Origin of the sequence: Propionibacterium freudenreichii subsp. freudenreichii, assembly GCF_000940845.1 — a bacterium.
In the GTDB taxonomy this organism is placed as follows: domain Bacteria; phylum Actinomycetota; class Actinomycetes; order Propionibacteriales; family Propionibacteriaceae; genus Propionibacterium; species Propionibacterium freudenreichii.
This window is the reverse complement of sequence record NZ_CP010341.1, coordinates 2372797-2397788: the sequence shown is the minus strand read 5'-3', so window position 1 is coordinate 2397788 and position 24992 is coordinate 2372797. Positions and strand designations below refer to the sequence as shown.

Here is a 24992-nt window from a genome sequence, read left to right as displayed (position 1 = left end):
GCCAACCCGCTGTCAGCAGCGCGTCCGGGGCCGCTCGCACCGCCCATCGGGGGCGCCATCCGCCCAAACTCACAGCGGTTCGTCCACAAACTCTCATCCCCGGGGTGGTTTCCACCACATTCCGTGTTATCTTGAGCGTCAGACAAAACGTCCGGTGTGGGCGTCGGAGCCTGTACCGACCAGCGATGCTCGGAGGAGTCATGGGATTCAAGGTTGCAGTGGCCGCAGACGCGGCTGGTGTGGATTACAAGGAAGCCATCAAGGCTGACCTCGAAGCTGATCCGCGCGTGGACGAAGTGATCGACGTGGGCATCGCCCCCGGAGAGACCACCCCGTACCCGCGCAAGGGCATTGCCGGCGCACGCGTGATCGCCGAAGGCGACGCTGACCGCGGCATCTTCGTGTGTGGCACCGGCATGGGCATGGCCATTTCGGCCAACAAGGTGCCCGGCATCCGTGCCTGCACCGCCCACGACAGCTTCTCGGTGGAGCGCCTGGTGATGTCGAACAACGCGCAGGTGCTGTGCCTGGGCGAGCGCGTGATCGGCCTGGAGCTGGCGCGCCGCCTGGCCCACGAGTTCCTCGACTACACCTTTGACCCCACCTCGCACTCGAAGGCCAATGTTGACCTGATCGTGGAGTACGAGAAGGAGACCGGAGCCGACGACAACTCAGTGACGAGCTGCTGACGGCTCGCTGACAACGCCGCCGAGGGCCGGCGACACTCTCCCGAGTCACCTCGCGGGAGCGGCCCGAACACGGGGAAGTCGGCACCCAGGGCGCGGGGCTGAAAGGCCCCGCGTCCACCAAACCCGGCGAGGCCCCCGGCCTCGCATCCACATAAAACAGCGAGGCCCCCGGCCTCGCGTCCACACACAATCGGCGAGGCCCTTGGCCTCGCCTCCATACAAGATCAGCGAGGCTGGCAGGCACCGCCCCTACCGGGATTCCCGGGGGGCGATGGAACCGAGGGATTCCGCGTCTGCCAAGATCAGCGGGCGGCGCCACGGCGTCGCTCCACAGGCTTGTCGCGATGGGAGTCCTCGTCTCCCACCGGGACAAGAAGAAATGTGCAAGCAGGAACAGGTAGTAACTCGTCGGGTTCGCCCGGCGACGGCCATATGCACGTCGGGTGGGGCATCCAGGGGGGTGCTCCACCCGATTCAATGAAGAATCGGCCAAGCAGTATCAGCAACGGTTGTGGGCCCAGCCCACCTCACAGATTGGAACATCGATGTTCACCGCTTCTCTGGGAGTCTTCCTCTTCGGGCTCCTCGCTGCGATCGCCGGTGGTGCGGTCGGCGCCGCCATCGGCGGCAACTACGCATTCGTCCTCACTGGCTTCGCCGTCATCGCCAGCTGGGGCATCTTTGCCGCCACGGGAAACACCTTCGGGCTTGATTACCTGGCGTTCGGCCCCTTCATGGGCCCCCACATCGCATTCGCCGGTGGTGTCGCCGCCGCGATCTATGCGCGCTACCGGGGCTACTTCGAGGATGGCAAGGACGTCAACTCGCCGCTCGCCGGCCTCGGCAAGCCCGACATCGTCTACGTCGGCTCGCTGTTCGGCATCTTCGGCTACCTGTGCCAGATCGGCGTCAGCCACATCCCGTGGTTCGGCACCCACACCGACTCGGTGGCACTGTCGGTGCTGCTGTCGGGCCTGCTGGCCCGCGTCGTCTTCGGCGGCCTGCCCGGCAAGGGCCTCATGAGGGGCTCGCTGCACAACGCAGAGGCCTTCCACCCTGACGCCACGACCTTCCCGCAGAAGATCAAGCCGGGCCCCAACGGCCGCTGGCTGGAATGGCAGGAGAAGCCCTCCCAGCTGCTCACGATCGGTTCGCTGTTCGGCATCCTGGCCGGTGGCGCCTCCCTGTTCCTGGCCGGCAATGTCGGCGCCTACCTCACCGAGCGGGGCTTCGCCAACACCCTGGCCGCCGCCAATGCCAACAGCTTCACCTTCGGCATCTCGGCCATCGTGATCCTGTTCCTCATCACCAACCGCAACATGCCGGTGCAGCACCACGTCACCAACATCGCCGGCCTGGCCGCCATCCAGTTCTTCCCCATCCTGATGGGCAAGACCTTCTCCACCTACACCTGGACCGCCACCAGCACGTGGGACTCCCACACCTGGCTGATGGCCTTCCTGGCACTCATCATCGCCGCCGTCTTCGGCGTGTTCACCGCACTGCTCGGCGAGTTCTGCGCCCGCCTGTGGTACGACCGCGGCACGAGCCATATCGACCCCCCGGCCGCCTCCATCTGGCTCGGCAACACGGTGGTCGTCTCGCTGGCGATGTTGTTCTCGTGAACTGAGCACGTGCAGACATGACCGCAACCGGATCCATCCGTCGTACAGGAGACTTCCCCATGAGTTCTGACACCTCAACTGCTGACATCATCAACGTCCCGACAGATTTCGCACAGGCCTATGTGTTCGACCTGGACGGCACGATCTACCTCGGTGATCAACTGCTGCCCGGTGCCAAGCGCATGATCGAAGAGCTCCGGCGACGGAGGATTCCGGTGCGGTTCCTGTCGAACAACCCGACCAAGGACCCCGAGCAATACGTCGAGAAGCTGGCCAAGCTCGGCCTGCCCACCGACATCGAGGACATCTGCAACACCGTGGTCACCACCACGCGCTGGCTCAAGGAGAACCATCCCGACGCCAAGCTGTTCCCCGTCGCGGAGGAGCCGCTCAAGCGCGCCCTGCGCAAGGCGGGGTTCACCCTGACCGACGACCCGTCCGAGATCGACATCGTGATCGCCTCCTATGACCGCACCTTCGACTACCACAAGTTGCAGGTGGCCTTCGACGCGATGTGGTTCTACAAGCGGGCATTCCTCATCCAGACCAACCCCGACCACTTCTGCCCCTTCCCGGGCGGACGCGGCGAGCCCGATTGCGCCGCCGTCGTGGCGGCCATCGAGGCCTGCACCCAGATGAAGTCCCAGGTGAACCTGGGCAAGCCCTCGCCGATCATGCTCGCCGAGGCACTTCAGGGTCTCGACGTGGAGGTGTCGCGCTGCGTCATGGTGGGCGACCGCCTGCAGACCGACATCCAGATGGCGCTGGACACCGGCATGGGCTCGGCCTGCGTGCTCACCGGAGAAGCCACCCCCGACGACATCAGGGGCCTGGACGATGCACATCACCCCACCTATGTGCTCGACCGGGTGGACCAGTTGATCCCCGCGTCCGCGTGGCGCGAGCTCGGCTGGACCGAAGACAACGACTAACGCTCGTCTCATACTCAAGGAAGAGAACGAAATGATCGGCAATACCAACGGCTCCGGGCCCTACGTGATGGGCATCGACTACGGCACCGAATCGTGCCGTGTGGCCATCTGTGACCTGCGCGGACGCCCCATCGCGATCGCGTCAACCGCCTACGAGACCACCCACCCGCGTCCGGGCTGGGCCGAGCAGAACCCCGAGGACTGGTGGAAGGCGCTGCAGGCGTCCACCCACAAGGTGCTGGCCAACGCCGGCATCCCCGCCTCGGCGATCGCCGGCATCAGCTACGACGCCACCACCCTGACCCTGGTGGCCATGGACGAGAAGGGCGAGGAACTGCGTCCGGCCATCATGTGGATGGACGTGCGCGCCACCGAGCAGGCCGCCCGTGCCGCCGACTCCGATTCGGTGGCCAAGCTGTACAACGGCGGCGGCCATTCGCCGGCCATCGCCGAGTGGTTCCCCTTCAAGGCCGCCTGGCTCAAGGAACACGAGCCCGACATCTACGCACGCGCCGCGCACCTGGTGGACGCGCCCGACTGGGTGACCTACAAGCTCACCGGCGAGTGGACCACCAACATCAACTCGGCCGCACTGCGCATGTACTACAACCGCGCCCAGGGCGGCTGGCCCACCGACTTCTACGAGACCATCGGCGTCGGTGACGTGTTCGAGAAGATCTCCGACCGCGTGCTCGACCTCGGGCAGCCGGTTGGCCAGCTCGGCCTGATCCCCGCCCAGCTGCTGGGCCTGCGTCCCGGCATCCCGGTGGCACAGGGTCCCGCCGACGCCTGGGCCGGCCAGATCGGGCTCGGCGTGCTCTCGCCCGGCTCGATGGCCCTGATCACCGGATCGTCGCATGTGCTCACCGGCCAGACCGACACCGAGATCCACGGCAAGGGCTTCTTCGGTGGCTACAGCGACGGCGTGATGCCCGGCCAGTTCACCGTCGAGGGTGGCCAGGTGTCCACCGGCTCGGTGCTGAAGTGGTTCAAGGACAACTTCGCCGCCGACGTGGTGTCGGCCGCCGAGAAGGTTGGCCTCAACCCCTACGACGTGCTCAACGAGAAGGCCCGCGGCATCCGTCCCGGCTCTGACGGCCTGATCATCAACGAGTACTTCCAGGGCAACCGCACGCCCTATTCGGATTCGAAGGCCCGCGGCATCATCTGGGGCCTGTCGCTGGCACACACCCCGGCGCACATGTACCACGCCATCCAGGAGGCCGTCTGCTACGGCACCGCGCACAACCTGCGCGCCATGAAGGCCGGCGGCTTCGACGTGGAGCGCATCGTCGCCTGTGGTGGCGCCACCAAGAGCCGTGACTGGATGCAGATGCATGCCGACGTCACCGGCGTGCCGATCACGCTCACCGAAGTCGGCGACGCCGTGGTGCTGGGCACCTGCATGCTGGCCGCCGTCGGCGCGGGCCTCTACAAGGACCTTCCCGAGGCGTCGGAGAACATGGTGCACGAAATCGACGTGATCGAGCCCAACCAGGCCGTGCACGACGAATACCAGTTCTACGTGGACAAGTACTGCGACACCTACCCCCAGCTTCAGTCCATGATCCACGACATGGTGGACCACGAGGCTGCACAGAAATGATTGGAGAACTTCATGTCTGATCTCATTGCGAAGGCCCTGGCCGACGCTGACGACACCGATGTGGTGGTGATGGGCCAGAATGTGTTGCCCGACACCGGAAAGGTGTTCAAGCAGCTGTTCGGAAATGCCCACGCCATTGTCGTGGCCGACGGAATCACCTGGGGCGTGGCCGGCGAGGCCGTCACCAAGTCGCTGACCGACGCCGGGATCACCCTCGACGAGCCGTTCGTCTTCCCGGGCCATCCCACGCTGTACGCCAGCTACGAGAACGTCGAGAAGGTGCGTGACCACCTCAAGGCCACCGACGCGATCGCCTGTTCGATCGGCTCGGGCACCCTCAACGACCTGGTGAAGCGGGCCAGCGATGAGCTCGGACGTCGCTACATGAACGTCTGCACCGCCGCCTCGATGGACGGCTATGCGGCGTTCGGTGCGTCCATCACCGAGAACGGCTTCAAGCACACGATGAGCTGCCGGGCCCCGCAGGGCCTGGTCGCCGACCTGGGCATCATGGCCGCAGCGCCGCAGCGTTGCACTGCCACCGGCCTGGGCGACCTCATCGAGAAGGTGCCCGCCGGTGCCGACTGGATCCTGGCCGACGAACTGGGCATCGAGCCCATCGACAAGGGCACCTGGGACCTGGTGCAGGGCCCGCTGCGCGGTGCGATCAGCAACCCGCAGGCGCTTGCCGACGGCAACCCGGAGGCCTTCGACGGCCTGGCCGAGGGCCTGATCATGTCGGGCCTGGCGATGCAGAAGTACCGCATCAGCTCGCGTCCCGCCTCGGGCGCCGGCCACCAGTTCTCCCACGTGTGGGAGATGGAGCACCTGGGCTTCGACGACGATCCGCCGCTGACGCACGGGCTCAAGGTGGGCCTGGGCACCATCTCGGTGCTGGCGCTGTGGGACAAGATCCTCGACATCGACTTCAGTGCGCTCGATATCGATGCCGCCGTGGCCAAGTGGCCGACCGCCGACGAGCAGGAAGCCATCGTGCGCAAGTCGTTCACCGGCGCCATGCTCGAGCCGTCGGTCAAGCAGACGATGGCCAAGTACATCGACGCCGACGCCCTGCGCGCCCGGCTGGCGATCGTCAAGGAGAAGTGGCCCGAGATCCAGCAGCGCTGCCGCTCGCAGGTGATGCCCGCGGTGGACGTGGAGTCGATCCTCAAGCAGGTCGGCGCGGTCTACCATCCCGGGCAGATCGGCCTGACCGAACAGCGCTTCCACGACACGTACTACCGTGCGCGCCTGATCCGCAGCCGCTACACCCTGCTCGACTTCCTGTTCGAGACCGGCGTGCTGCACGACGAGGTGGAGAAGCTGTTCGCACCGGGCGGCTTCTGGGCCGAGCGTCCCTGGGGCGGCCAGAAGTACTGGAACGAGTGAGTTGAACGGTTGGTGGGTGGATCCGGCGTGCCGGGTCCACCCACCGGCACGGCCCGTCGGCAGGCGGGGTGGCCGTTTCGCGCGGCAGGTAGAATCATTGCAATGAATAGGCCATCGCGGTAACGCCGGAATGCGCGCCATGGTGGATATCGGGTGCGTCGCAGGACAATTCCCGTTCCGGGGCATTTCCCCATCAACAATTCTTACACGGTAGGACTTACAAGGAAGTAGGACCCCATGTCTGACCAGTTTGTCATCGGGCTTGATTTCGGCACCTTGTCAGGACGCGCCGCCGTGGTGCGCGTCAGTGACGGAAAGATGATGGGCACGGCGGTGCATGAATATCCGCATGGTGTGATGAGTCGCACCCTGTCGGCCGCCGACGGCCAGACACTGCCCCCCGATTTCGCGCTGGAGGCGCCCGACGACTACCTGGAGGCGCTCTACGCGTCGGTGCAGGGTGCGCTCGCCGAGGCCGGCATCGACCCCGCGCTGGTGATCGGCATCGGCGTGGACGTCACCTCCGCCACCGTGCTGGCCTGCAAGGCCGACGGCACGCCCCTGTGCGACCTGCCGGAGTTCGCCAACAACCCGCACGCCTGGATCAAGCTGTGGAAGCACCACGGCGCCTATGAGCAGGCCAATCGCATCGTCGAGCTCGCGCAGGCCCGCGGTGAGGCATGGCTGGAGCGCTACGGCGGCATGCTGTCCTCGGAGCTGGCGCTGCCGAAGGTGCTGGAGACCCTCGAGGCGGCACCCGAGGTGTACGCCGCCACCGAGGTGTTCTGCGACGCGGTCGACTGGCTCACCTGGTACCTCACCGGCCAGCTGGCCTATGCCGCCGGCGATTCCGGTTACAAGCGCATGTTCCAGGACGGCAGCTACCCTTCCCGCGAGTTCCTGGCCGAGCTCAACCCGGGCCTGGCCGACGTCTACGCCGAGAAGATGAATGCCCCGGTGCTGCCGCTCGGTGCCCGGGCCGGCGGCCTGCGGGCCGACGTGGCGCAGCGGATGGGCCTGCCCGCGGGCATCGCCGTGGCCACCGGGAACATCGACGCGCATGTCACCGCGCCCGCCGCCAAGGCGGTGGAGAACGGCCAGATGGCCGCCATCGTGGGCACCTCGGCCTGCTACGTGGTCTCGGGCCCGCAGATGGTGCTGGTCCCCGGCATCTTCGGTGTCGTCGAGGGCGGCATCGTCGACGGTTCTTGGGGCTATGAGGCCGGCCAGACCGCCGTGGGCGACATCTTCGCCTGGTTCATCGACAACTGCGTGCCGGCCAGCTACCACCAGGAGGCCGACCAGCTGGGCATTCCGGTGCACGAGCTGCTCACCCGCAAGGCGGAGCTGCAGCAGGTGGGGGCCCACGGGCTGATCGGGCTCGACTGGCACAACGGCAACCGGTCGATCCTGGCCGACGCCCAACTCACCGGGCTGATGCTCGGCCAGACCTTGGCCACCACGCCGGAGGACCAGTACCGGGCGCTGCTCGAGTCAAGCGCCTTCGGTGCCCGGCGCATCATCCAGGCCTTCCGCGACGCCGGCGTGGCCGTCGACGAACTCGTGATGGCCGGCGGGCTGGTGAAGAACAGGCTGTTCATGCAGATCATGGCCGACGTCACCAAGATGCCGTTGTCGCTGTGCACCGCCCCGCAGCCCGGCGCGCTCGGCTCGGCGATCTTCGCCACCGTGGCGGCCGGTGCCTACCCCGATGTGCGCACCGCGTCGGCGGCCATGGGCTCGAAGGCCGAGAACGTGAACACGCCCGATCCCGAACGGTCCCGGGACTACGACCTGCTGTATGCCGAGTACTCGCACCTGCACGACTACTTCGGCCGCGGTGCGAACCCGGTGATGCACCGGCTCAAGGAGATCCGTCGCGACGCCCTGGCGAGGGCCCAGCGCATCGACAATGCCGAGCTGGTGGCCGGTGCCGAGCAGCTGGCGAACGCCCAGCAGCCGGCTGGTGCCGAGCCGTTGGCGGGCGATGGGCAGCTGGCGAACGACGGGCAGGCCATGTGACAGCTGGCCATTGCGCGGAATCGGGTGCCCCCGGGGCGCCGACCTTGACATCTTCATGGTTGGCCCGCCCCGATAAACAGGCACAATGGAAGGGAAGCAATGAATCGGAGGATACAAGGATGAGCGACCTGAAGTGGACTGACGAAGATCGCGAGGCGGTCAACATCGCCCGCACACTGGCCGCGGATGCCGTGGAGGCAGCCGGCAGTGGCCACCCCGGAACGGCGATCTCGCTGGCACCGCTGGCTTATCTGCTGTATCAGAAGGTGATGAACGTCGACCCCGACGACGAGCACTGGATCGGTCGCGACCGCTTCCTGCTGTCGGCCGGGCATGCCTCGGTGCTGCAGTACTCCCAGCTCTACCTGGGCGGTCTCGGCCTTGAGCTGGAAGACCTCAAGTACCTGCGCCAGGCGGGCTCGCGGACTCCCGGCCACCCCGAATACGGCCACACGAAGTTCATCGAGGCCACCACCGGCCCGCTGGGCGCCGGCATCTCGATGGCCGTCGGCATGGCCATGGCCGCCCGTCGAGAGCGCGGCCTGTACGACCCGGACAACACCGGGGCCAGCGTGTTCGACCGCTACGTCTACTCGATCGCCGGCGACGGCTGCATGCAGGAAGGCGTGCAGTCCGAGGCCGCGTCGCTGGCCGGCGTGCAGGAGCTCGGCAACCTCATCGTCTTCTATGACGACAACCGCATCACCATCGAGGGCAAGACCCGCATCGCCTTCGATGAGGACGTCGAGGCCCGCTACGCCGCCTACGGCTGGGATGTGCAGCACATCGACTGGACCAACGGTGGCGACCACTACGAAGAGAACGTGCAGGCCCTGTTCGACGCCATCGAGGCGGCCAAGAAGGTCACCGACAAGCCGAGCCTGATCCGCCTCACCACCGTGATCGGCTGGCCGCTGCCCCATATGGCCGGCAGTGCCCATGTGCACGGCGCCGCCATCGGCGAGGACGAGATCAACGCCATGAAGAAGGTGATCGGATTCCCCACCGAGCCCTTCACCTTCAACCAGGACATCGTTGCCGACACCCGCAAGGCCCTGGCCGAGCGCGGCAGGGGCGCCCGGGCCGCCTGGGACGAGCGCTTCGCGGCATGGCAGGGTTCGCATGCCGAGCAGGCCGCACTGCTCGACCGCGTGCTGGCCCGCAAGCTGCCCGACGACCTGCAGGTGCCCAGCTTCGAGGCCGGTGCGGTGAGCACCCGCAAGGCCAGTGGCAAGGTGATCTCGGCGTTGGCCGAGCAGCTGCCCGAGCTGTGGGGCGGCTCCGCCGACCTGGCCGGCTCGAACAACACCACGATCGAGGGTGCCGAGAGCTTCCTGCCCGCCGACCGCGCCACCGATGAATGGCCCGGCAATCCCTATGGGCGCGTGCTGCACTTCGGCATCCGTGAGCATGCGATGGGTGGTGCCCTCAACGGCATCAACCTGTCGGGCCTCACTCGTGCCTTCGGTGGCACCTTCTTCGTGTTCGCCGACTACATGCGTCCCCCGGTACGCCTGGCCGCCCTCATGGGTGCGCCCTCGGTGTTCGTCTGGACGCACGACTCGGTCGGCGTCGGCGAGGACGGCCCCACCCACCAGCCGGTGGAGCACCTGGCCAGCTACCGCGCCATTCCGGGCCTGGACATCGTGCGCCCGGCCGATGCCAACGAGACGGCTGCCGCGTGGGTCGAGATTCTGTCGCACCACGATCGTCCGGCCGGCATCGTGCTGACGCGCCAGAATGTGCGCACCGTCGATCGCACTTCGGGTGAGTTCGCCTCCACCGACGGCGTCGCCAAGGGTGCCTATGTGCTGCGCGAGGCCCGCAACGGCAAGCCCGAGGTGATCCTGATCGCCACCGGTTCCGAGGTGGAGCCGGCACTGGACGCCCAGGACATCCTGGAGACCCAGGGCATTGCCACCCGCGTGGTGTCGATGCCGTGCCAGGAGTGGTTCGATGCCCAGCCCGCGGAGTACCGCGAAGAGGTGCTGCCCTCCAGCATCGACGCCCGTGTGAGCGTCGAGGCGGGGCTGTCTCTCGGCTGGTCGAAGTACGTCGGCTTCAAGGGCGCCTCGGTGAGCCTGGAGCACTACGGTGCTTCGGCCAAGGGCTCGCTGCTCATGGAGGAGTTCGGCTTCACCGGCGAGCACGTGGCCGAGGTCGCCAAGGGCGTGCTCGGTAAGTGACGCCCGGCAGGTAGTCACGCATTACCCGGCCTGACCCCCGGCAACGCGCTTGTCCTGAAAATCTTACGGACTGCGCCGCGTTGCCGGGGGTCACGCCTATGTCTGGGCTCGGCCGGCTGTCGATGTCCCGGCGGGGGGACGGTCGTTGGGTGGATAGGGGATCTGCCCGGCCCACCCTCCGACGAGGCACTTGTCCTGAAAATCTTACGGACTGCGTCGCCTCGCCGGAGGGTGGGCCTTCGCATGTTCGTGTCTGGGGTCCGGGCCTCCTCGCGTGACCTCAGCGACCCGTGAAGTAGATGTCCTTGTGCAGGGCGCAGAGCGGGTTGAACTCGTGGCCGCACACTGGGCAGGCGCCCTGTGAGTACTGCTCATGGCTCAGGGCCGTATTGCAGGCGCAGCACAGCGTCGGCACCGGCTCGTCGGGTCCGGTGGCCACGAACCGGTGGTGCTCCAGCGCATCGTGGCACTGGTAACAGGCGTAGTAGCGGCCACATTGCGCGCATTTCAGCGCGACCACATCCGAGGCCTGGTGGTAGTGCGTGCAGCGTCCCTCGGCGTCCAGGCCGATGCCGTGGAAGGCAATGGACATGTGCACCTCCTGCATGTCGGGTGCCGCGTGCCGGCAGGCGTCCCCTCCCGAAGTCTAGGAGCCCGCAGTCCGAAGCCCGTGGACGCCCCGGGGGCCGCCGATGCCCCGCGATGGCAGCCCCCGGGGGATGTCACAGGCGCCGTTTAGGATGAAGGCACCCCCATCAAGGACGGCCATGGATCAGTTCCCGCAAGGCTTCATCGGCGTGCACGACGCCCGGCAGAACAACCTGAGGCATGTCAGCGTCACCATCCCCAAGTACCGGGTGACTGCCTTCGTGGGGCTGTCGGGCTCGGGCAAGTCGTCGCTGGTGTTCGACACGATCGCCGCGTCGTCACGGCGGGAGCTCAACGAGACCTTCCCCAGCTTCACCCAGCAGTACCTGCCGAAGTTCGGCCAGCCCCATGTGGGCGCCATCGACCACCTTCCGGTGGCGATCGTCATCGAGCAGCAACGCATGCACACCTCGGTGCGCTCCACGCTGGCCACCTACACCGGCATCTACTCGCTGTTGCGGCTGCTGTTCAGCCGCGCCGGCAAGCCCTTCGTCGGCTACTCCGACACCTTCTCGTTCAACCTGCCGCAAGGTATGTGCCCGCGCTGCCAGGGCCTGGGATATGTCGACGACATCGACGAGTCGAAGCTCATCGATCCCGACAAGTCACTCAACCAGGGCGCCATCACCTTCGTCAGCTTCGGCCCCAACACCTGGCGGTGGAAGCGCTACGCCAACAGCGGCTTGTTCGACAACGACAAGCCGGTGCGCGACTACACGCCCGACGAATACGACACCCTGATGAATGCGCCGCGCCACCGCCTCACCGATGCCCCGGCGGCCTGGCCGAAGTCGGCGCTCTACGAGGGGGTGATCCCGCGCATCCGTCGCTCGATCATCGGCAAGAAGGAGGCGGCGCACCACCTCGAGGCCCTGGCCGCCATCGTCACGCGTCGGCCCTGCCCGGCCTGCGGCGGCACGCGGCTGCGTCCCGGTGCGCTCACCAGCCGGATCAACCAGCTCAACATCGCCGATGTGTCGCGGATGGACCTGGTGCACGCCCGCGACTTCCTCGATTCGGTCACCGAGCCGCTGGTGGCCGAGGTGGTGCGCCAGCTGCACACCAAGGTGCAATCGCTCATCGACATCGGCCTGGGCTATCTGACGCTCGACCGCATCACCAGCACCCTGTCGGGCGGCGAGACCCAACGCATCAAGATCGCCAAGTTCCTCACCAGCGAGCTCGTCGACCTGGTGTACATCCTCGACGAGCCCAGCGTCGGCCTGCACCCGCACGACATCGCCCTGATCAACAAGGCGCTGCGCAAGCTGAAGGCGCGCGGCAACACCGTGCTGATCGTGGAGCACAATCCCGAGGTGATCGCGATGGCCGACCACGTGATCGAGATCGGCCCCGGGGCCGGCAGTGCCGGTGGCACCGTCACCTTCACCGGCAGCTACGGCGAGCTGATGGCGTCCGACACCCTCACCGCTCGCATGCTGCACCAGCCCCTGCGCTACCGCGCGCCGCGGCCGGCCACCGGGAGCCTGGCGCTGCGCCATGTGGGCCTGCACAACCTGCACGACGTCTCGGTGGACGTGCCGCTGGGCGTCGAGACGGTGATCTCGGGTGTGGCCGGGGCCGGCAAGAGCTCGCTGATCGAGGCCCTGCGCGAGCAGCTGCACGGCGACTACGTCGACCTGCGCCAGAGCGCCATCACCGTGAACATCCGTTCGACGCCGGCCACCTACCTCGAGGTGCTCGACGTGATCCGCAAGCTGTTCGCGGCGGCGAACCACGTGGCCACGTCGTGGTTCAGCTACAACGGGCGGGGCGCCTGCCCACGCTGCAAGGGCAAGGGCGTCACCATCACCAACATGGCCTTCATGGATCCGGTGGTGCAGGAATGCGAGCAGTGCCACGGCCAGCGCTACAACGACCGGGCGCTGGGCTACCTGTACCGCGGCAAGAACATCGCCGAGGTGCTCACCATGGCCATCAACGACGCCCTGGAGTTCTTCGCGCCGGTGCCCGAGGTGCACGCCAAGCTCGACAATGTGGCGCGGGTGGGCCTGGGCTATCTGACGCTCGGCCAGTCGATGACCACCCTGTCAGGCGGCGAACTGCAACGCCTCAAGCTCGCCGGCGAACTCAACCGGGTGGGCAGCATCTACCTGCTCGACGAGCCGACCGCCGGGCTGCACCTCAGCGACGTCGCCGGGCTCATCACCCTGTTCGACGAGCTGGTCGCCCAGGGCAACACGCTGATCCTGGTGGAACACAACCTGCAGGTGATCAGCCAGGCCGACCGGCTCATCGACGTGGGCCCCGGTGCCGGCGTCTACGGCGGGCACATCCTGTATTCCGGCACGCCCGAGGGTTCGCTCGGTGTGCCCGAATCGGTGACCGGGCAGGCGCTCGCCAACTATGACAGCGTCGTGCGGGCCGTCAGCGACGGGTAGACCCAGCACAGGGGCGGGTGGGGCACCGTGGAGGGTGCCCCACCCGCCCCTGTGGACGTCGTGGGCGATCGGGCCTCAGCCCAGCGAGATCACCTGGCTGAGCACATGCTTCTCGCCGGCCTCGAGGTAGACCTCGTCGGCCAGCGCATTGGCGGTCTCGACGCAGACCATCTGCTGCCATTCGCCCGGCGCCATGCCGAAGTCCTTCTCGCTGCGCTTGCTCCACGGGTTCCACACCACGGTGCTCTCCGAGCCGCTCTTCTCGATGCGGATCGTGCGGTTGAGCACCGGGTCGACGATCGAGGCGCTGGCCACCGACTGGTAGACGCGGTCGGTCTCGCCGCTGAAGGTCACCGGCCCCTCCTGCAGCTGGCCGTCGCGTCCGCTCACCTTGTCCAGGTAGCGCGCAGCGTCCAGGCCCTTGACGCTGGCCCGGGTGACATCGCCCACATGGAAGTAGTTGTGCATCGCGTCCTCGAAATGGCATGCGGCGCTGCCGGCGCGCACCACCAGCGACATCTGGACGGCCACGCCCATGGTCACCACCAGCGTCACCTCGGCGTCCGGCGCGAACTTCGACTTCGCCAGCGTCTCGTCGTCGAGGCGCAGGCGCACCGTCACCTCGCCACCGGGCGTCGAGGAGGCGTCGACGAGCTTCCAATCGGCCAGTCGCGCCAGGCCGTGGGCCGGCTTCTGATTGTGTGAGCGGCCATCGGCGAACCACGGGAACGAGATCGGAACCCCGCCACGAATCGCCTTGTCAGAGGCCAATTGGGCCTGGGCACTCTGCCAGAACACCGGCTCGCTGGCGCCACGCGGCTGCCAGGCGGTCACCTGGGCGCCATGCAGGTGGATGCGTCCGGTGCACAGGCGCGTCGACACGTCGATGGTGGCGAACCCAGCTCCGGACTGGTCATTGGTGGGGCTCTCTTCGTTGAGACGCAGCCCCTCAGGAAGTGTGATGTCTTGCATGTCCTGAGACTAGACGATCCAGCAGCCGGCGACATCCGCCATGCCGGCTTGTCGCCCCCGGGCGTGGCATCGCGCGCCACGACGCGCGAGGATAGGACGAAAGGGAGGTGCGCCATGCTTGTCGAAGAGGATCTACTCATGGCCCTGGTCGGGGCGATCATGGAAGCGGTCGGCGAGCGCGTGGTCGGCATCTACCTGGGCGGCGGGCTAGCCGACACCGACTTCAGCCCCAGCCAGGCCACCGTCAACCTGCTCGTGGTCACCGACGTCGATCCCGACCGCGCGATGCTCGACACCGTGCGCGACATCCACGCCGGCGTGGAGGACGAGTTCAGTGGCTGGGGCGACCGCATCGACATCGAATATGTCGGGCTGCCCGGCCTGGCGGGATTCCGCACCGGCCAGCACGTCGGACTGCGTTCGGAGGCCGGCGAGACCCTGCACCTGGAACCGCTCACCGAGCTGAACGTGCTGAGTTGGGAATCGATCCGGGAACGCTCGGTCGACCTGGTGGGTGACCCCGCCGACACCGTGCTGCCCGAGTTCTCCCGCGACGAGTTCCTGCGCGCGGTGCGCCAGCATGCGGCGGGTTGGCCACAGTGGACGCGCAGCCACACCCGCATGGACCAGCAGGTGTACGCCGTGCTCACCATGTGCCGTGCCTGGTACTCGGCCCGGTTGCTGCGCCAGGCGTCCAAGCGCGAGGCCGCCCTGTTCACCGCCGCCGAGTTCCCGCGCTGGGAGCCGCTCATCACCTGGGCCGACGAGTGGTGGTACGCCGTGGAGGAACCGACCCCGCGCGGCCCGGCCGAACGCACGCTCATCGAACGCGTGCAGGACCTTGTCGACGAGCTGAGCGAGCGGGTGCTGATGGCCGGCACGCCCGCGCAGGGCGCCGGCATCGAGCCCCCTCGTCCACCCGTGGACGCCCCGGACGCCCGTGGCTGAGGCGTCGTCCCTGCGCCCGCCCCGCTCCCCGCTGCTGCCCGCGGTGCTCGTGCTGGTGGTGCTCGTGGCGATCGCCGCCGTGCTGCCCGGCATGCGCGCCCGGATGCGAGAGGACATCCCGCGTGATGATGTCGCCGCCAGCCAGGGCTTCATCGACTGGGCCGTCGGCAGCACCCTGCAGCGTTCCGGGGCGGTCGGCGTCACCGCGTTGCGGCTCACGGACTTCGCCCTGGAGGTCACCGTGCGCACCGGCGACGGTGCCGAGCAGCGCTGGCGGGCGCTGCCGCAGAAACCCGTCGAGTTGGTTGCCAACCAGCCATTGTAACTGTTCAGGTGGTGGCTGGGGTCCAGGCCTGTCCGTTGAACAGGTCGACGAGGACCTGGTAGGTGTTGCAGGCCTGCTTGGTGGCGGTGGACAGGTAGGAGCGCAGCCGGAGGAAGCCCTCGGCGCCGGTCAGAGTGCGGTGGCATCCCGAGACCTTCTGATGCACCTTGACCATGCGGATCTCGCGTTCAGCGGCGTTGTTGTCGGGTGCCAGGCCCGGTGTGGTGGCGAAGCGCAGGTAGTCGTCGATCCGGGCACTGATCCGCCGGGCCAGGGCGCGGTGCTTCGCCCCGACCTTCCCGGGCACTCCCGAATCCGCACCCAGTCGTGCTGCGTCGACGATGAGACGCCGCCCGGCCTCCAGCAGTCCGGGGTCGGCCTGTCCTGCGGCGGCGTGGGGATCGCGGATCAGCGGCAGGAGGGCGTCGAGGACCTGGCGGGCCCAGCAGAACGCCCCGGGCGGGTCGTGGGCGTCGTGGTGGTCGGCCACCGCGACCAGTTCGCGGATCAGGTGGGCGCAGCACAGTTGGTGGTCCACGTGCTCGTAGGTGTCGTAGGGGGCCCACGCGTCATGGACCAGCACACCGGTGCAGCCGGGCAGGATGCCGGCGGCATCCATCCCCGCCCGGCCCCGCCGCCGGTGCACACTGATATGCGAGTACTGACCGGTGGAGGCCGAGTGGACCCAGTGCAGCTTCCCAGCGACCCGCAGCCCGGTCTCATCGGCGTGGACGACAGGGGATGCGGCGATCCGGCCCGCCACCTGGCCGGTGAAGGCGTCCAGGGGCTCACCGCCCGCCTGTTCGACGGCGGCGGCCACCGCCCCGGTCGACACGGGCATCCCCAGCAGGTCGGCCATGGTCACCGCGACCCGCCTGATCGGTATGTACTGGCCGGCGGCCAGGTAGACCATCGCCGCACGGGCCGCCGGCCCGTAGGAGACCGGCGCGGCCACCCCGGCCGGAGCCGTCCCCGCCGTCAGGTGCCCGCAGGCGCACCGGCGGGTGAGGATCTGGTGCTCGGTCACCACCGCGCGCACCTGGGGCAGGTCGACCACCTGCCGGGCCACCACACCCACGTCGCAGCACTCGTCCAGGACCCCGCCGCAGGCCGGGCACCGGTCCGGGGCGTGGGTCACGATGTGATCGGGATGATCGACCTGGCGCAGGGCCGCACCCGGATGGCCGGGCTGGCCGCCCGGGTGCCGTTCTGAGGGGCGCCGCAAGGATTTCGGGGCCGGCTTGGCCAACCCGTCTGCCGAGGGTGGCTTCGACGAGTTGCGCGAGGTCGACCCGAGTTGGCGTTCCAACTCAGCGATCTGGGCCGCCTGGGCGGCCACCAGCCCGACCAGCTCGTCATAGGTGGGTTTACGCGACCGCGGCATGCCCCGAATACTCCACCTCCAGCCCCCGGACCAGCGACGCGACACGCCGCACACCCCGCCAGACCCCCGAACCCACCAGCTGAACAGTTACGCCATTGACGCCCACCAATGGCGTGGTCTCCGGCGACGGCTTCGCCCCGAGCGCGCTCATGGCGGCCTGGACCGACCTGCGTGGCCAGGACGACCAGTGCGAGGCCTCCGACGCCCAGGTCGACGCCACGGTCAGCTGGGGCGGCGCCATCCGGTACACATCACGGTGCAACTCGCCCGAGGCGCAGGTCAGCACCAACCTGATCAAGGGCTTCAGCTCGCCGAACCGCATCGGCGTGGCCAATGTCTACGAGCTCGATTCGTTCGCCGCCGGCACCTCCCTGGAGATCGTGCTGCGGCAGTTGCGCCAGCTCGCTCCCGGCGGGCAGGTGGGCCAGCTCACCGTGCTGGCCGACGCCGGGAGCGCCACGGCGGGGCTGGGTATCACCGGCGGCAGCTGCGGCGTCGAGGCGCTGTGGCGCCAGGCCGAGCCCGATGGCACCAACACATGGCTGCGCCAGTCGCGGTTGTGCAGCGCCGCCGACGGCACCATGCTGCCCACCACCACACTCGATGCGCCCGCCGATGCCGCGCAGCTGGAGGCCCACCGCTTCGACATCAACGCGGTGGATGTCGCCTCCCTCGTCGGGCACCTGCAGACCACCGGCCTGCCCGCGCAACAGGGCTCGGCCAGCGTCGTGCAGGTCGCATGGTCCGACAGATTCAACGAGGTGGTGGCCAGGGTGTCCAGCGGAACGGGCTCGGACGCCCGCACCGGCTGGTATTCGTTGACCGGTGAGCAGCTGGCGATGGACGCCGGCTGATTACTGGATCTCGTCGGTGTACGCCGTGTACCAGGTGACCGGGTCACCGGACGCGCGGAACAGCACCTGGTGGAAGCCGTTGTCGAGGGTGCCGCGCTGACCGCCCAGCACGATGAAGCTCACCTGGCCGAGGTCCAGCTCGGGGGCGTCCGCAGCCGGTGCCAGCTTGAGCGGCTTCTTCAACTGCGCGCCCGGCTGCATGGCGTCGGAGGAAGCAGCCAGGGCCGGCATCGTGCTGGCCCGCACCGGCGTCTCGCGCACCGGGAAGCCACCCTCGATCGCGATGGTGTTCGCCACCGGATGCGCCGGCTGGTCGGAGCAGGCCTCCCCGGCACGGATCAGCCGGTCGACGGTGATCTTCGCGTCCGAGATCGTCAACGTCTTGGTCACATTGCCGCACTGCTTGTCGTCGGTCACCGGCTGGTGCAGCTGCACTGCCGTGTGCTGCGCGTCGTCCCACAGCCACACATAGGCGTAGTGCCAGTAGCTCGACCCGTTGCCCACGGTGATCCATGCCACGGCGTCGGCGAATCCGTCGCCATTCAGGTCGCCGAACTGCGTGGCATTGCCGGCATTGGCCTCATCGACCTTGGCCCATGACTTGTCGCTGGCCTCGGGGCTGGCCGACGCGCCATTGCGCACGGTGGCATTGCCGTTCGCGTCGTACCAGTCGGCGTGGACGAAATCGAAGCCACGGATCGCCTGTGCCCCGGTGGCCGATGACGAGGCGCTGGAGGCGGGCGAGGTGGGTCCGTCACCCGTCTCGGTATGACGCGCCGAGGGCGGCTGCGCGCACGCGGCCAGAGCCAGCACGGACAGGGCGGCGATCACGGGGCGGGCACGCAGGCGAAACGTCATGGCCATGAGCCTAGGGCCCGGCGCGTCCCCGGCCGGTGATACCCGCCGGGAGCGCCCGGACCCGCCGCTGCTGCGCCCTGCGCGGATGCTGGTTGTTCACCCTCGCCGCGTGCACGGTGATGTGGAATGCTTGAAGGAGGACTGGAATGCTTGGGGGAGGACAGGGGGCACCATGGGCGAGGGCCTGCGCATCGGCTTCGTGTCGCTCCATACGTCCCCCATTGCCTCTCCGGGATCGGCGGACGCCGGTGGCATGAACGTCGTGGAGCTCAATGCCGCCCTGGCGCTGGCCGCCGCCGGCCACCAGGTCGACCTGATCACCCGCCGCGACCATCCCGGCGAACCGGCCGTCGAGCAGCTGGCCGAGGGCGTGCGACTGCTCAACCTGGACGCCGGTCCGCCGCACCCGATGGCCAAGAGCGCGTCGGAGGAGCTCATCGAGCCGTTCCGTGCCGCCATGGCCCGCCTGCCCGGAAACTATGACGTGATCCATTCCCACCACTGGTTCAGCGGGGTGGCCGCACTGCCACTCGCCCGCCAGTGGCGACTGCCCCATGTACAGAGCTTCCACTCGGTGGCCGCGCCCAGCGGATCCACCAGCCTGGCCGACGGCGAGCCCGCCGAGTCACCCGGCCGCGTCGCCGGCGAGGCCCTCTCAGCGCGCGAGTCCGACCTGGTGATCGCCGTGAGCCACGCCGAGCGTCGGGCCGTCGAGCTGCGATACCACCGCTTCGACGGCATCGACGTGGTGCATCCCGGCGTCGATACCGAGCAGTTCCATCCACTGCGCGCCGGCCAACGCCACTGGGCCTGGGACGACACCGGCGGATGCTATTTCCTGTTCGCCGCCCGCCTGCAACCGCTCAAGGGCCCCGACCTCGCCATCCGGATGATGGCCGAGATCCCCGAATACGATCGTCCGCAATTGATCGTGGCCGGCGAGGCATCGGCCGACTTCGCCGACTACGAAGCGTCGTTGCATGCGCTGGTGGGCGAGCTGGGCCTCACCGACAAGGTGACATTCCTGGGCTCGCAGAGCCGCGACGAGCTGGCCAGCATGTTGCGCGGCGCCTGCGCGCTGATCAACCCGAGCTACTCGGAGACCTTCGGCATCATCTGCTTGGAGGCCGAGGCCAGCGGCGTGCCGCCGATCGCCGCCCGCACCGGCGGCATCCCCGAGGCCGTGCTCGACGGGAAGACCGGCATCCTGCTTGACGACCGCGACCCCGCGAGCTGGGCAGCGGCCGCCCAATCGGTGCGCAACGACGGCGCCCTGCGCCAGCGCCTCACCCGCGCTGCCCGCGAGTTCGCCTGCCAACACACCTGGACTGTGATGGCACAGGGCCTGGAAGACAGCTATCGACGAGTCATCGCCGCATTCAATGAGGGGAACAGGGCATGAGCACTGCTGCAGAAATCATCGACCAGATCATGAACAAGCCGGCCGGGCTGTCGCTCCTGGTGGTGCATGCCCATCCGGACGACGAGACCCTGGAGACGGGTCCGTTGATCGCCGGGCTCACCGACTCGGGCGCCCGGGTTGACCTGCTCACCTGCACCCGCGGCGAACGTGGCGAAGTGGTGCCCGGGGTGCTGCCCGCCGGCATCACCCAGGACCAACTGGTGGTGCAGCGTGAGCGCGAGCTCGAGGCCGCCTGCGACCTGCTCGGGGTGCGCAAGCAGTACTTCCTGGGCGAGGCGCCGTTCCGGGCACCGGCCCAGCAGGGACGCCACTACCTCGATTCCGGCATGGTGTGGGTCACGCCGACGCAAGCCGGGCCCGCGCCCGACGCGAGTCCGATCTCGCTGACCAAGTCGCCGAAGAAGGAGGAGATCGAGGACCTCATCACGGGGCTGCGCCAGCGCGAATGGTCGGCCGTGGTGAGCTACGACGACGCCGGCAGCTACGGCCACCCCGATCACCTGCGCACCCACCAGGTGGTCAGCGCGGCGGCCAAGAACGTCGGCATCCCGTGCATCCAGATCGTCTCCGACCCCACCGCCGAGGTGCCCGGGGCGGCATGGTTCGCCCCCGATGACGTGCGGTCGCGCGACGTGGTGGTCGAGGCCCTGCGCGCCTACCGCACCCAGCTGCAGGTGCTCGGCACCACCGCCGACGGCACCGAGAGCGCCGACGAGAAGAACGACCTGCACATCCGTCACGTGGGCGGCCAGCGCCAGGAGATCCCCACCCGGGTGGGCCTCATCGCAAGCTGAACGATTCCGGTCAGGCGACGACAATTCCGGTCGGGCAACGCCGGGACGCGTGATTATCGCGTCATCAAGCTGATTGACGCCGATTGCTGGCGGGTGGCCGCCCGTGCTATCGCGTGACGAAGGTCGATAACGTTGTATTCGGATGGAGCGTCCATCCGTCTGGAGTTGTCATGACTGATCAATCACACCTGTCCGGTTGGGACGTCTTCCGTCTCAATGCACCCGACCTCACCCGGCGGGCCATCACCACGGTGCGCGCCAGCTTCGCGCTGCTGGGCGTGCTGGCCCTGGGCCTGGGCATCGCCCTGCTCGCATGGCCCGGCAAGACGATCATCGCGCTCGCGGTGATCCTGGGCGCCTACCTGCTGGTCGAGGGCGTGATCCGCATCGTGATGGCGCTGGTGACCCCGCTGATCCATGTCGGGTCGCGCCTGTTGTCGATCCTGTTCGGGGTGCTGTTCATCCTCGGCGGCGTCGTGATGATGCGCAATCCCGGGTTGTCCGGCGAGACGCTGCTGGTGGTGGTGGCGATCATCATTGGTGTCGCCTGGATCATGGAGGGCGTGCTCGCGCTGCTGGAATCGGGCAGTGCCCAGTCACGGGGCTGGGCCATCGCCTTCGGCATCATCTCGCTGCTGGCCGGCATCATCGTGCTGGTGACGCCCGCCTGGTCGGCCGTGATGCTCATGGTGTTCACCGGCGCCTCGATGGTGGTGATGGGCATCGTCTCGCTGGTGCGTGCCTTCACCTTCGGTCGGGAGGTGCTGCGCGCCCAGCACTGAGGCGGCTGGACGGTCTTCGCGCGGGAACAACCGTGCGTGGATGGTCGTCACATGGAGATGGGGGCGGGTTGGGCACCGACGTTGGCGCCCAGCCCGCCCCCATCCCGCGCCAGATTGCGGAATGTCGTCGCGACAGGCGCCCGGTGGACCTCAGAACAGGCCCTCCTGGCCCTTCGGGGGTGCATAGACCGGATCGATGCCCTCGAACATCTTGCTCACCGACTTGCCGTTGTGGATGCGATCGATGGCCTCGGCGAACAGCGGGGCCACTGACAGCACGTGCAATTCGGGCCAGTGCTCGGCCGGCTCCGGCACGGTATCGGTGGACACGATCTCGGTGATGAACTTCTCGCCCGACAGCTTCTCCAGCGCATTGCCGGCGAACAGTCCGTGCGTGCAGGTGACCGATGCGTCCACCGCACCCTGGTCCTTCAACTTGCGCACCAGCTCAAGGATCGACCCGCCGGTGGCGATCTCGTCGTCCATTACGATGCAGTGCTTGCCCACCACGTCGCCCACGATGGTGTCGATCACCACCCTGTTGTCGCCCAGGCGTCGCTTGCTGCCGGCGGCCACCGGCACGCCCAGCAGGCGGGCGAAGGTGGACGCGCTCTTCGCGTTGCCGAAGTCGGGGCTGACCACCACGGAGTTCTCGCAGTGCTCCTGGAAGTAGCGGGCCAGCACGCCCATGGCGGTGAGCTGGTCGACGGGCACCGAGAAGAAGCTCTGCACCTGCGGCGCATGCAACTGCATGGTGAGCACGCGGTCGACGCCGGCGGTGCTCAGCATGTCGGCCACCAGGCGGCCGCCGACGCTGATGCGCGAGGCGTCCTTCTTGTCGGAGCGCGCATACGAATAGTGCGGTATCACCGCGGTGATCTGGTCGGCCGAGGCACCCCGGGCGGCCTGGACCATGAGCAGCAGCTCCATGAGGTGGTCCTGGGTGGGCGGCACCAGCGGCTGCACGATGTACACATCGCGCTGGCGCACATTGGTCAGCAGCTGCGCCTGGAGGCAGTCGTTGCTGAACCGGGAGATGTTCACAGGAGACAGTCGCACCCCCAGGTGCTGGCAGACCTGTTCGGCAAATGGCTCATGGGCTGAGCCGGAGAACACGATGATGTCCTTCACTGCCATCCTTTCGGCAAGGCCGGATACTCAGCAGACTAGCGGGTCGGCCAACCCCACGAGCCCGATCCCGTCCAGGGGCCGGCTCACGCCAGCTGGTCGAGCCAGGCGTCCACCAGTCCGGGTGCCACGCGGGCCGTGGCGACGCCGTCGGTGCGCGCCCGGTCACGCAGCGCATGCGGGGCGATGCCCGCCGCGTTGAGCTCGTCGTCGTAGGCGATCAGCCAGCGCTCGATCTGTGCCGGATCGGCCTCGGGATGGAACTGCAGGCCCAGCAGGTTGGGTCCCAGCCGGAATGCCTGGTGGTCGCACGTGGGGGTGGACGCCAACAGCTCGGCGCCGTCCGGCAGGCCGAAGCGATCGCCGTGCCAGTGCAGCACCGGGGCGCTGCCGAGCACCGACAGCGGCGAATCGGCACCCTCGCGGGTCAGCGTGAGCGGTGCATAGCCGATCTCCTTGACCCCCATGGGCTCGACGCTGGCGCCCAGCGCCGCGGCCATCAACTGCGCACCCAGGCAGATGCCGAGCGTCGGGCGTCGGGCCTGCACCCGCCTGGTGAGGGCCTCCAGCTCGGTGGCCATCCACGGGAACTCGGCGTCGGGACGGGCCCCCAGCGGCCCACCCAGCACGACGGCCAGGTCGGCGTCGACCAGGGGCTCGGGGGCGTCGACGCCAGCCTGCAACACCTGCAGCCCATAGCCGCGTGCGCGCAGGCGTGGCGCGAACAGCCCGAGGTCCTCGAAGGCGACATGCTGCAGTACGACGGCGGTTGGCATGGCCTCATGCAATCACGGGGATCGCCTAGCCGGTGGCCGGTTCGGTGCGTGACCCCCGTGCGGCGGACGCCGGCATGCGGCGCAGTGAACCCGAGGCGGCCCACAGTCCCAGCGACGCGGCCATGGCCACCATGGCCAGCAGGCTGATGCCCCAGAAGCCCGGCAGGGCCGCGAGCAGGGGCCCGCCGATGATCCCCGCGATGGTGGAGCCCAGGTACATGAACATATTGGCCAACGCCGACACCGTGCCGCGCGCCGTGGTGGTCAACGACTGCAACAGGCCCATGAACACCGGGAAGATCGTGCCGCCCAGGAAGAAGGTGCCCGACAGGATCGCGGCGGCGGCCACGATGCCCGCGCTGAAGGGCAGCGCGAGGTAACCCACCAGATAGCAGGCCATGGCCACCGCCAGGGTGCGTCCCTGCCCGACGCGACGCACGATGCGCGGCCCCACGACGGCACCCAGGGTGTTGCCGGCGCCCAATACGATCATGGCCACGCCGATCCCCGACACGCTCAGCCCGAAGCCACGGGCGAACCAGGTGGCCGCGAAGGACAACACCGCAAAGTTGCCCAACTGGAACACCAGGTAGGCGGCAAACCGGGTGGGCGCATGGGGCGTGCGCAACAGGCCCGCGTACTGGGCGATGATGCCGCCGGAGTGACCGGTCGGTGGCACCGAGGGGAACCAGATCCCCACCGCGATCGCCACCAGGGCCGCCACCGCCCCCACCACGAAGAAGGGCGTCGAGGTGGACACGGCCGCCAGGAAGCTGCCGACCGGCACGCCGGCCAGTTGGGCGATCGTCAGGCCGGCGGTGGGGGCGGCCATCGTCGCGACGACCCTGCTGGGGGCCACGAGCTGGGGGATCGCCGCCCAGATCTGCGGGCTGCCCACTGCCGCGGCCACCCCGGTGGCGAAGCGCAGCGCGAGCATGGCCGGGAACGACCAGGCCAGCCCGCAGGCGAAGGTGGCCACGCAGAAGGCGATGGTGCCCGCGAACAACACATTGCGCCGGTTGAAGCGATCGGAGATCGGCCCGGAGAACACCGCGGTGAGGCAATAGCCGATGGCATAGGCCGAGACCATCCATCCGGCGATGCGCGGTGAGTTCCCGAAGCGGCGCGTCAGATCGGGCAGCAGCGGTGCCACCAGGAAGGTGTCGGTGGCCACCAGGAACATCACCGCAAAGGACAGGACTGGAATGCGTTTCACAGCGGTAACGCAAACGTTGACATCAGTGTGAAG

21 protein-coding genes are annotated in these 24992 nt (G+C 68.2%); 14 read left to right on the top strand and 7 right to left on the bottom strand.

The annotated features are described in order from the left end of the window. The first annotated feature begins 200 nt into the window (after positions 1 to 200). The 7 genes from RM25_RS10490 (at position 201) to tkt (ending at position 10449) form a co-directional block, all read left to right on the top strand. The gene (locus RM25_RS10490) at positions 201 to 689 is read left to right on the top strand and encodes a ribose-5-phosphate isomerase (protein ID WP_013162077.1); all 489 of its coding nucleotides are present in this window, start codon (positions 201 to 203) and stop codon (positions 687 to 689) included. A 545-nt stretch (positions 690 to 1234) separates the two neighbouring features. Beyond that, entirely contained in the window at positions 1235 to 2314 is a 1080-nt protein-coding gene (locus RM25_RS10485) for a DUF7973 family transport facilitator (RefSeq protein ID WP_013162076.1), read from the top strand. 59 nt (positions 2315 to 2373) lie between these two features. After that, on the top strand, positions 2374 to 3246 hold the full coding sequence (locus tag RM25_RS10480; RefSeq protein WP_013162075.1) for an HAD-IIA family hydrolase: 873 nt from the start codon (positions 2374 to 2376) through the stop codon (positions 3244 to 3246). A 31-nt stretch (positions 3247 to 3277) separates the two neighbouring features. Then, a complete protein-coding gene (locus RM25_RS10475) occupies positions 3278 to 4852 on the top strand; it encodes an FGGY-family carbohydrate kinase (RefSeq protein WP_013162074.1) in 1575 nt (524 codons plus the stop codon). Between the two features lie 12 nt (positions 4853 to 4864). Beyond that, the gene (locus RM25_RS10470) at positions 4865 to 6241 is read left to right on the top strand and encodes a sn-glycerol-1-phosphate dehydrogenase (RefSeq protein WP_013162072.1); all 1377 of its coding nucleotides are present in this window, start codon (positions 4865 to 4867) and stop codon (positions 6239 to 6241) included. A 237-nt stretch (positions 6242 to 6478) separates the two neighbouring features. After that, positions 6479 to 8263: a ribulokinase gene (locus RM25_RS10465; RefSeq protein WP_044636443.1), complete on the top strand. Its 1785-nt coding sequence runs from the start codon at positions 6479 to 6481 to the stop codon at positions 8261 to 8263. 119 nt (positions 8264 to 8382) lie between these two features. Further along, positions 8383 to 10449, top strand: coding sequence for a transketolase (tkt, locus tag RM25_RS10460; RefSeq protein WP_044636442.1), 2067 nt, complete (start codon positions 8383 to 8385; stop codon positions 10447 to 10449). Between the two features lie 280 nt (positions 10450 to 10729). Here tkt and RM25_RS10455 read toward each other — a convergent pair whose 3' ends face one another. After that, positions 10730 to 11041 carry a CHY zinc finger protein gene (locus RM25_RS10455; protein WP_013162069.1) on the bottom strand — a complete coding sequence of 104 codons (312 nt, stop codon included), beginning with the start codon at positions 11039 to 11041 and terminating at the stop codon, positions 10730 to 10732. Between the two features lie 175 nt (positions 11042 to 11216). On the opposite strand from RM25_RS10455, the gene RM25_RS10450 reads away from it, so the two are divergent. After that, positions 11217 to 13499 (top strand): ATP-binding cassette domain-containing protein, encoded by a 2283-nt coding sequence (locus RM25_RS10450; protein ID WP_044636440.1) that lies wholly within the window; start codon positions 11217 to 11219, stop codon positions 13497 to 13499. Positions 13500 to 13574: 75 nt separating this feature from the next. Here the strand turns inward: RM25_RS10450 and RM25_RS10445 are convergent, their stop codons facing one another. Beyond that, entirely contained in the window at positions 13575 to 14471 is an 897-nt protein-coding gene (locus tag RM25_RS10445) for a D-hexose-6-phosphate mutarotase (protein ID WP_048770022.1), read from the bottom strand. Positions 14472 to 14585: 114 nt separating this feature from the next. Here RM25_RS10445 and RM25_RS10440 point away from each other — a divergent pair, with 114 nt between their 5' ends. Then, positions 14586 to 15419 (top strand): aminoglycoside adenylyltransferase domain-containing protein, encoded by an 834-nt coding sequence (locus tag RM25_RS10440; protein ID WP_155642784.1) that lies wholly within the window; start codon positions 14586 to 14588, stop codon positions 15417 to 15419. Further along, positions 15412 to 15744 (top strand): hypothetical protein, encoded by a 333-nt coding sequence (locus RM25_RS10435; RefSeq protein ID WP_044636439.1) that lies wholly within the window; start codon positions 15412 to 15414, stop codon positions 15742 to 15744. The genes RM25_RS10440 and RM25_RS10435 overlap by 8 nt, the downstream gene beginning before the upstream one ends. A gap of 4 nt (positions 15745 to 15748) precedes the next feature. Here RM25_RS10435 and tnpC read toward each other — a convergent pair whose 3' ends face one another. Beyond that, positions 15749 to 17128, bottom strand: a complete 1380-nt coding sequence (gene tnpC / locus RM25_RS10430; protein WP_097784151.1) for an IS66 family transposase — start codon at positions 17126 to 17128, stop codon at positions 15749 to 15751. Between the two features lie 95 nt (positions 17129 to 17223). On the opposite strand from tnpC, the gene RM25_RS10425 reads away from it, so the two are divergent. Further along, positions 17224 to 17982 (top strand): hypothetical protein, encoded by a 759-nt coding sequence (locus RM25_RS10425; protein WP_060759142.1) that lies wholly within the window; start codon positions 17224 to 17226, stop codon positions 17980 to 17982. On the opposite strand, the gene RM25_RS10420 is transcribed toward RM25_RS10425, so the two are convergent. Then, positions 17983 to 18840 (bottom strand): hypothetical protein, encoded by an 858-nt coding sequence (locus RM25_RS10420; protein WP_044636437.1) that lies wholly within the window; start codon positions 18838 to 18840, stop codon positions 17983 to 17985. A 172-nt stretch (positions 18841 to 19012) separates the two neighbouring features. On the opposite strand from RM25_RS10420, the gene RM25_RS10415 reads away from it, so the two are divergent. The 3 genes from RM25_RS10415 (at position 19013) to RM25_RS10405 (ending at position 21839) form a co-directional block, all read left to right on the top strand. Next, complete coding sequence (locus RM25_RS10415; protein WP_044636436.1) at positions 19013 to 20242, top strand: glycosyltransferase; 1230 nt, start codon at positions 19013 to 19015, stop codon at positions 20240 to 20242. Then, positions 20239 to 21057, top strand: a complete 819-nt coding sequence (locus RM25_RS10410; protein WP_044636435.1) for a PIG-L family deacetylase — start codon at positions 20239 to 20241, stop codon at positions 21055 to 21057. Before RM25_RS10415 ends, RM25_RS10410 begins: the two co-directional genes overlap by 4 nt. Positions 21058 to 21227: 170 nt before the next feature. Continuing rightward, positions 21228 to 21839, top strand: coding sequence for an HdeD family acid-resistance protein (locus RM25_RS10405; protein ID WP_044636434.1), 612 nt, complete (start codon positions 21228 to 21230; stop codon positions 21837 to 21839). Positions 21840 to 21989: 150 nt separating this feature from the next. Here RM25_RS10405 and RM25_RS10400 read toward each other — a convergent pair whose 3' ends face one another. The 3 genes from RM25_RS10400 to RM25_RS10390 form a co-directional block, all read right to left on the bottom strand. Then, positions 21990 to 22970, bottom strand: a complete 981-nt coding sequence (locus tag RM25_RS10400; RefSeq protein ID WP_013162060.1) for a ribose-phosphate diphosphokinase — start codon at positions 22968 to 22970, stop codon at positions 21990 to 21992. Between the two features lie 83 nt (positions 22971 to 23053). Beyond that, positions 23054 to 23743, bottom strand: coding sequence for a glutamine amidotransferase (locus tag RM25_RS10395; RefSeq protein ID WP_013162059.1), 690 nt, complete (start codon positions 23741 to 23743; stop codon positions 23054 to 23056). A 25-nt stretch (positions 23744 to 23768) separates the two neighbouring features. Next, entirely contained in the window at positions 23769 to 24959 is a 1191-nt protein-coding gene (locus RM25_RS10390) for an MFS transporter (protein ID WP_036941512.1), read from the bottom strand. Positions 24960 to 24992 lie beyond the last annotated feature (33 nt).

Excerpts from the sequence above, each read along its gene's own strand:
- RM25_RS10485 (WP_013162076.1), top strand. The coding sequence starts at position 1,235 with ATGTTCACCGCTTCTCTGGGAGTCTTCCTCTTCGGGCTCCTCGCTGCG.
- RM25_RS10395 (WP_013162059.1), bottom strand. The coding sequence starts at position 23,743 with ATGCCAACCGCCGTCGTACTGCAGCATGTCGCCTTCGAGGACCTCGGG.
- RM25_RS10455 (WP_013162069.1), bottom strand. The coding sequence starts at position 11,041 with ATGTCCATTGCCTTCCACGGCATCGGCCTGGACGCCGAGGGACGCTGC.
- RM25_RS10410 (WP_044636435.1), top strand. The coding sequence starts at position 20,239 with ATGAGCACTGCTGCAGAAATCATCGACCAGATCATGAACAAGCCGGCC.
- RM25_RS10470 (WP_013162072.1), top strand. The coding sequence starts at position 4,865 with ATGTCTGATCTCATTGCGAAGGCCCTGGCCGACGCTGACGACACCGAT.
- RM25_RS10445 (WP_048770022.1), bottom strand. The coding sequence starts at position 14,471 with ATGCAAGACATCACACTTCCTGAGGGGCTGCGTCTCAACGAAGAGAGC.
- RM25_RS10480 (WP_013162075.1), top strand. The coding sequence starts at position 2,374 with ATGAGTTCTGACACCTCAACTGCTGACATCATCAACGTCCCGACAGAT.
- RM25_RS10465 (WP_044636443.1), top strand. The coding sequence starts at position 6,479 with ATGTCTGACCAGTTTGTCATCGGGCTTGATTTCGGCACCTTGTCAGGA.
- RM25_RS10440 (WP_155642784.1), top strand. The coding sequence starts at position 14,586 with ATGCTTGTCGAAGAGGATCTACTCATGGCCCTGGTCGGGGCGATCATG.
- RM25_RS10450 (WP_044636440.1), top strand. The coding sequence starts at position 11,217 with ATGGATCAGTTCCCGCAAGGCTTCATCGGCGTGCACGACGCCCGGCAG.
- RM25_RS10420 (WP_044636437.1), bottom strand. The coding sequence starts at position 18,840 with ATGACGTTTCGCCTGCGTGCCCGCCCCGTGATCGCCGCCCTGTCCGTG.
- RM25_RS10405 (WP_044636434.1), top strand. The coding sequence starts at position 21,228 with ATGACTGATCAATCACACCTGTCCGGTTGGGACGTCTTCCGTCTCAAT.
- RM25_RS10475 (WP_013162074.1), top strand. The coding sequence starts at position 3,278 with ATGATCGGCAATACCAACGGCTCCGGGCCCTACGTGATGGGCATCGAC.
- tkt (WP_044636442.1), top strand. The coding sequence starts at position 8,383 with ATGAGCGACCTGAAGTGGACTGACGAAGATCGCGAGGCGGTCAACATC.
- tnpC (WP_097784151.1), bottom strand. The coding sequence starts at position 17,128 with ATGCCGCGGTCGCGTAAACCCACCTATGACGAGCTGGTCGGGCTGGTG.
- RM25_RS10415 (WP_044636436.1), top strand. The coding sequence starts at position 19,013 with ATGGGCGAGGGCCTGCGCATCGGCTTCGTGTCGCTCCATACGTCCCCC.
- RM25_RS10490 (WP_013162077.1), top strand. The coding sequence starts at position 201 with ATGGGATTCAAGGTTGCAGTGGCCGCAGACGCGGCTGGTGTGGATTAC.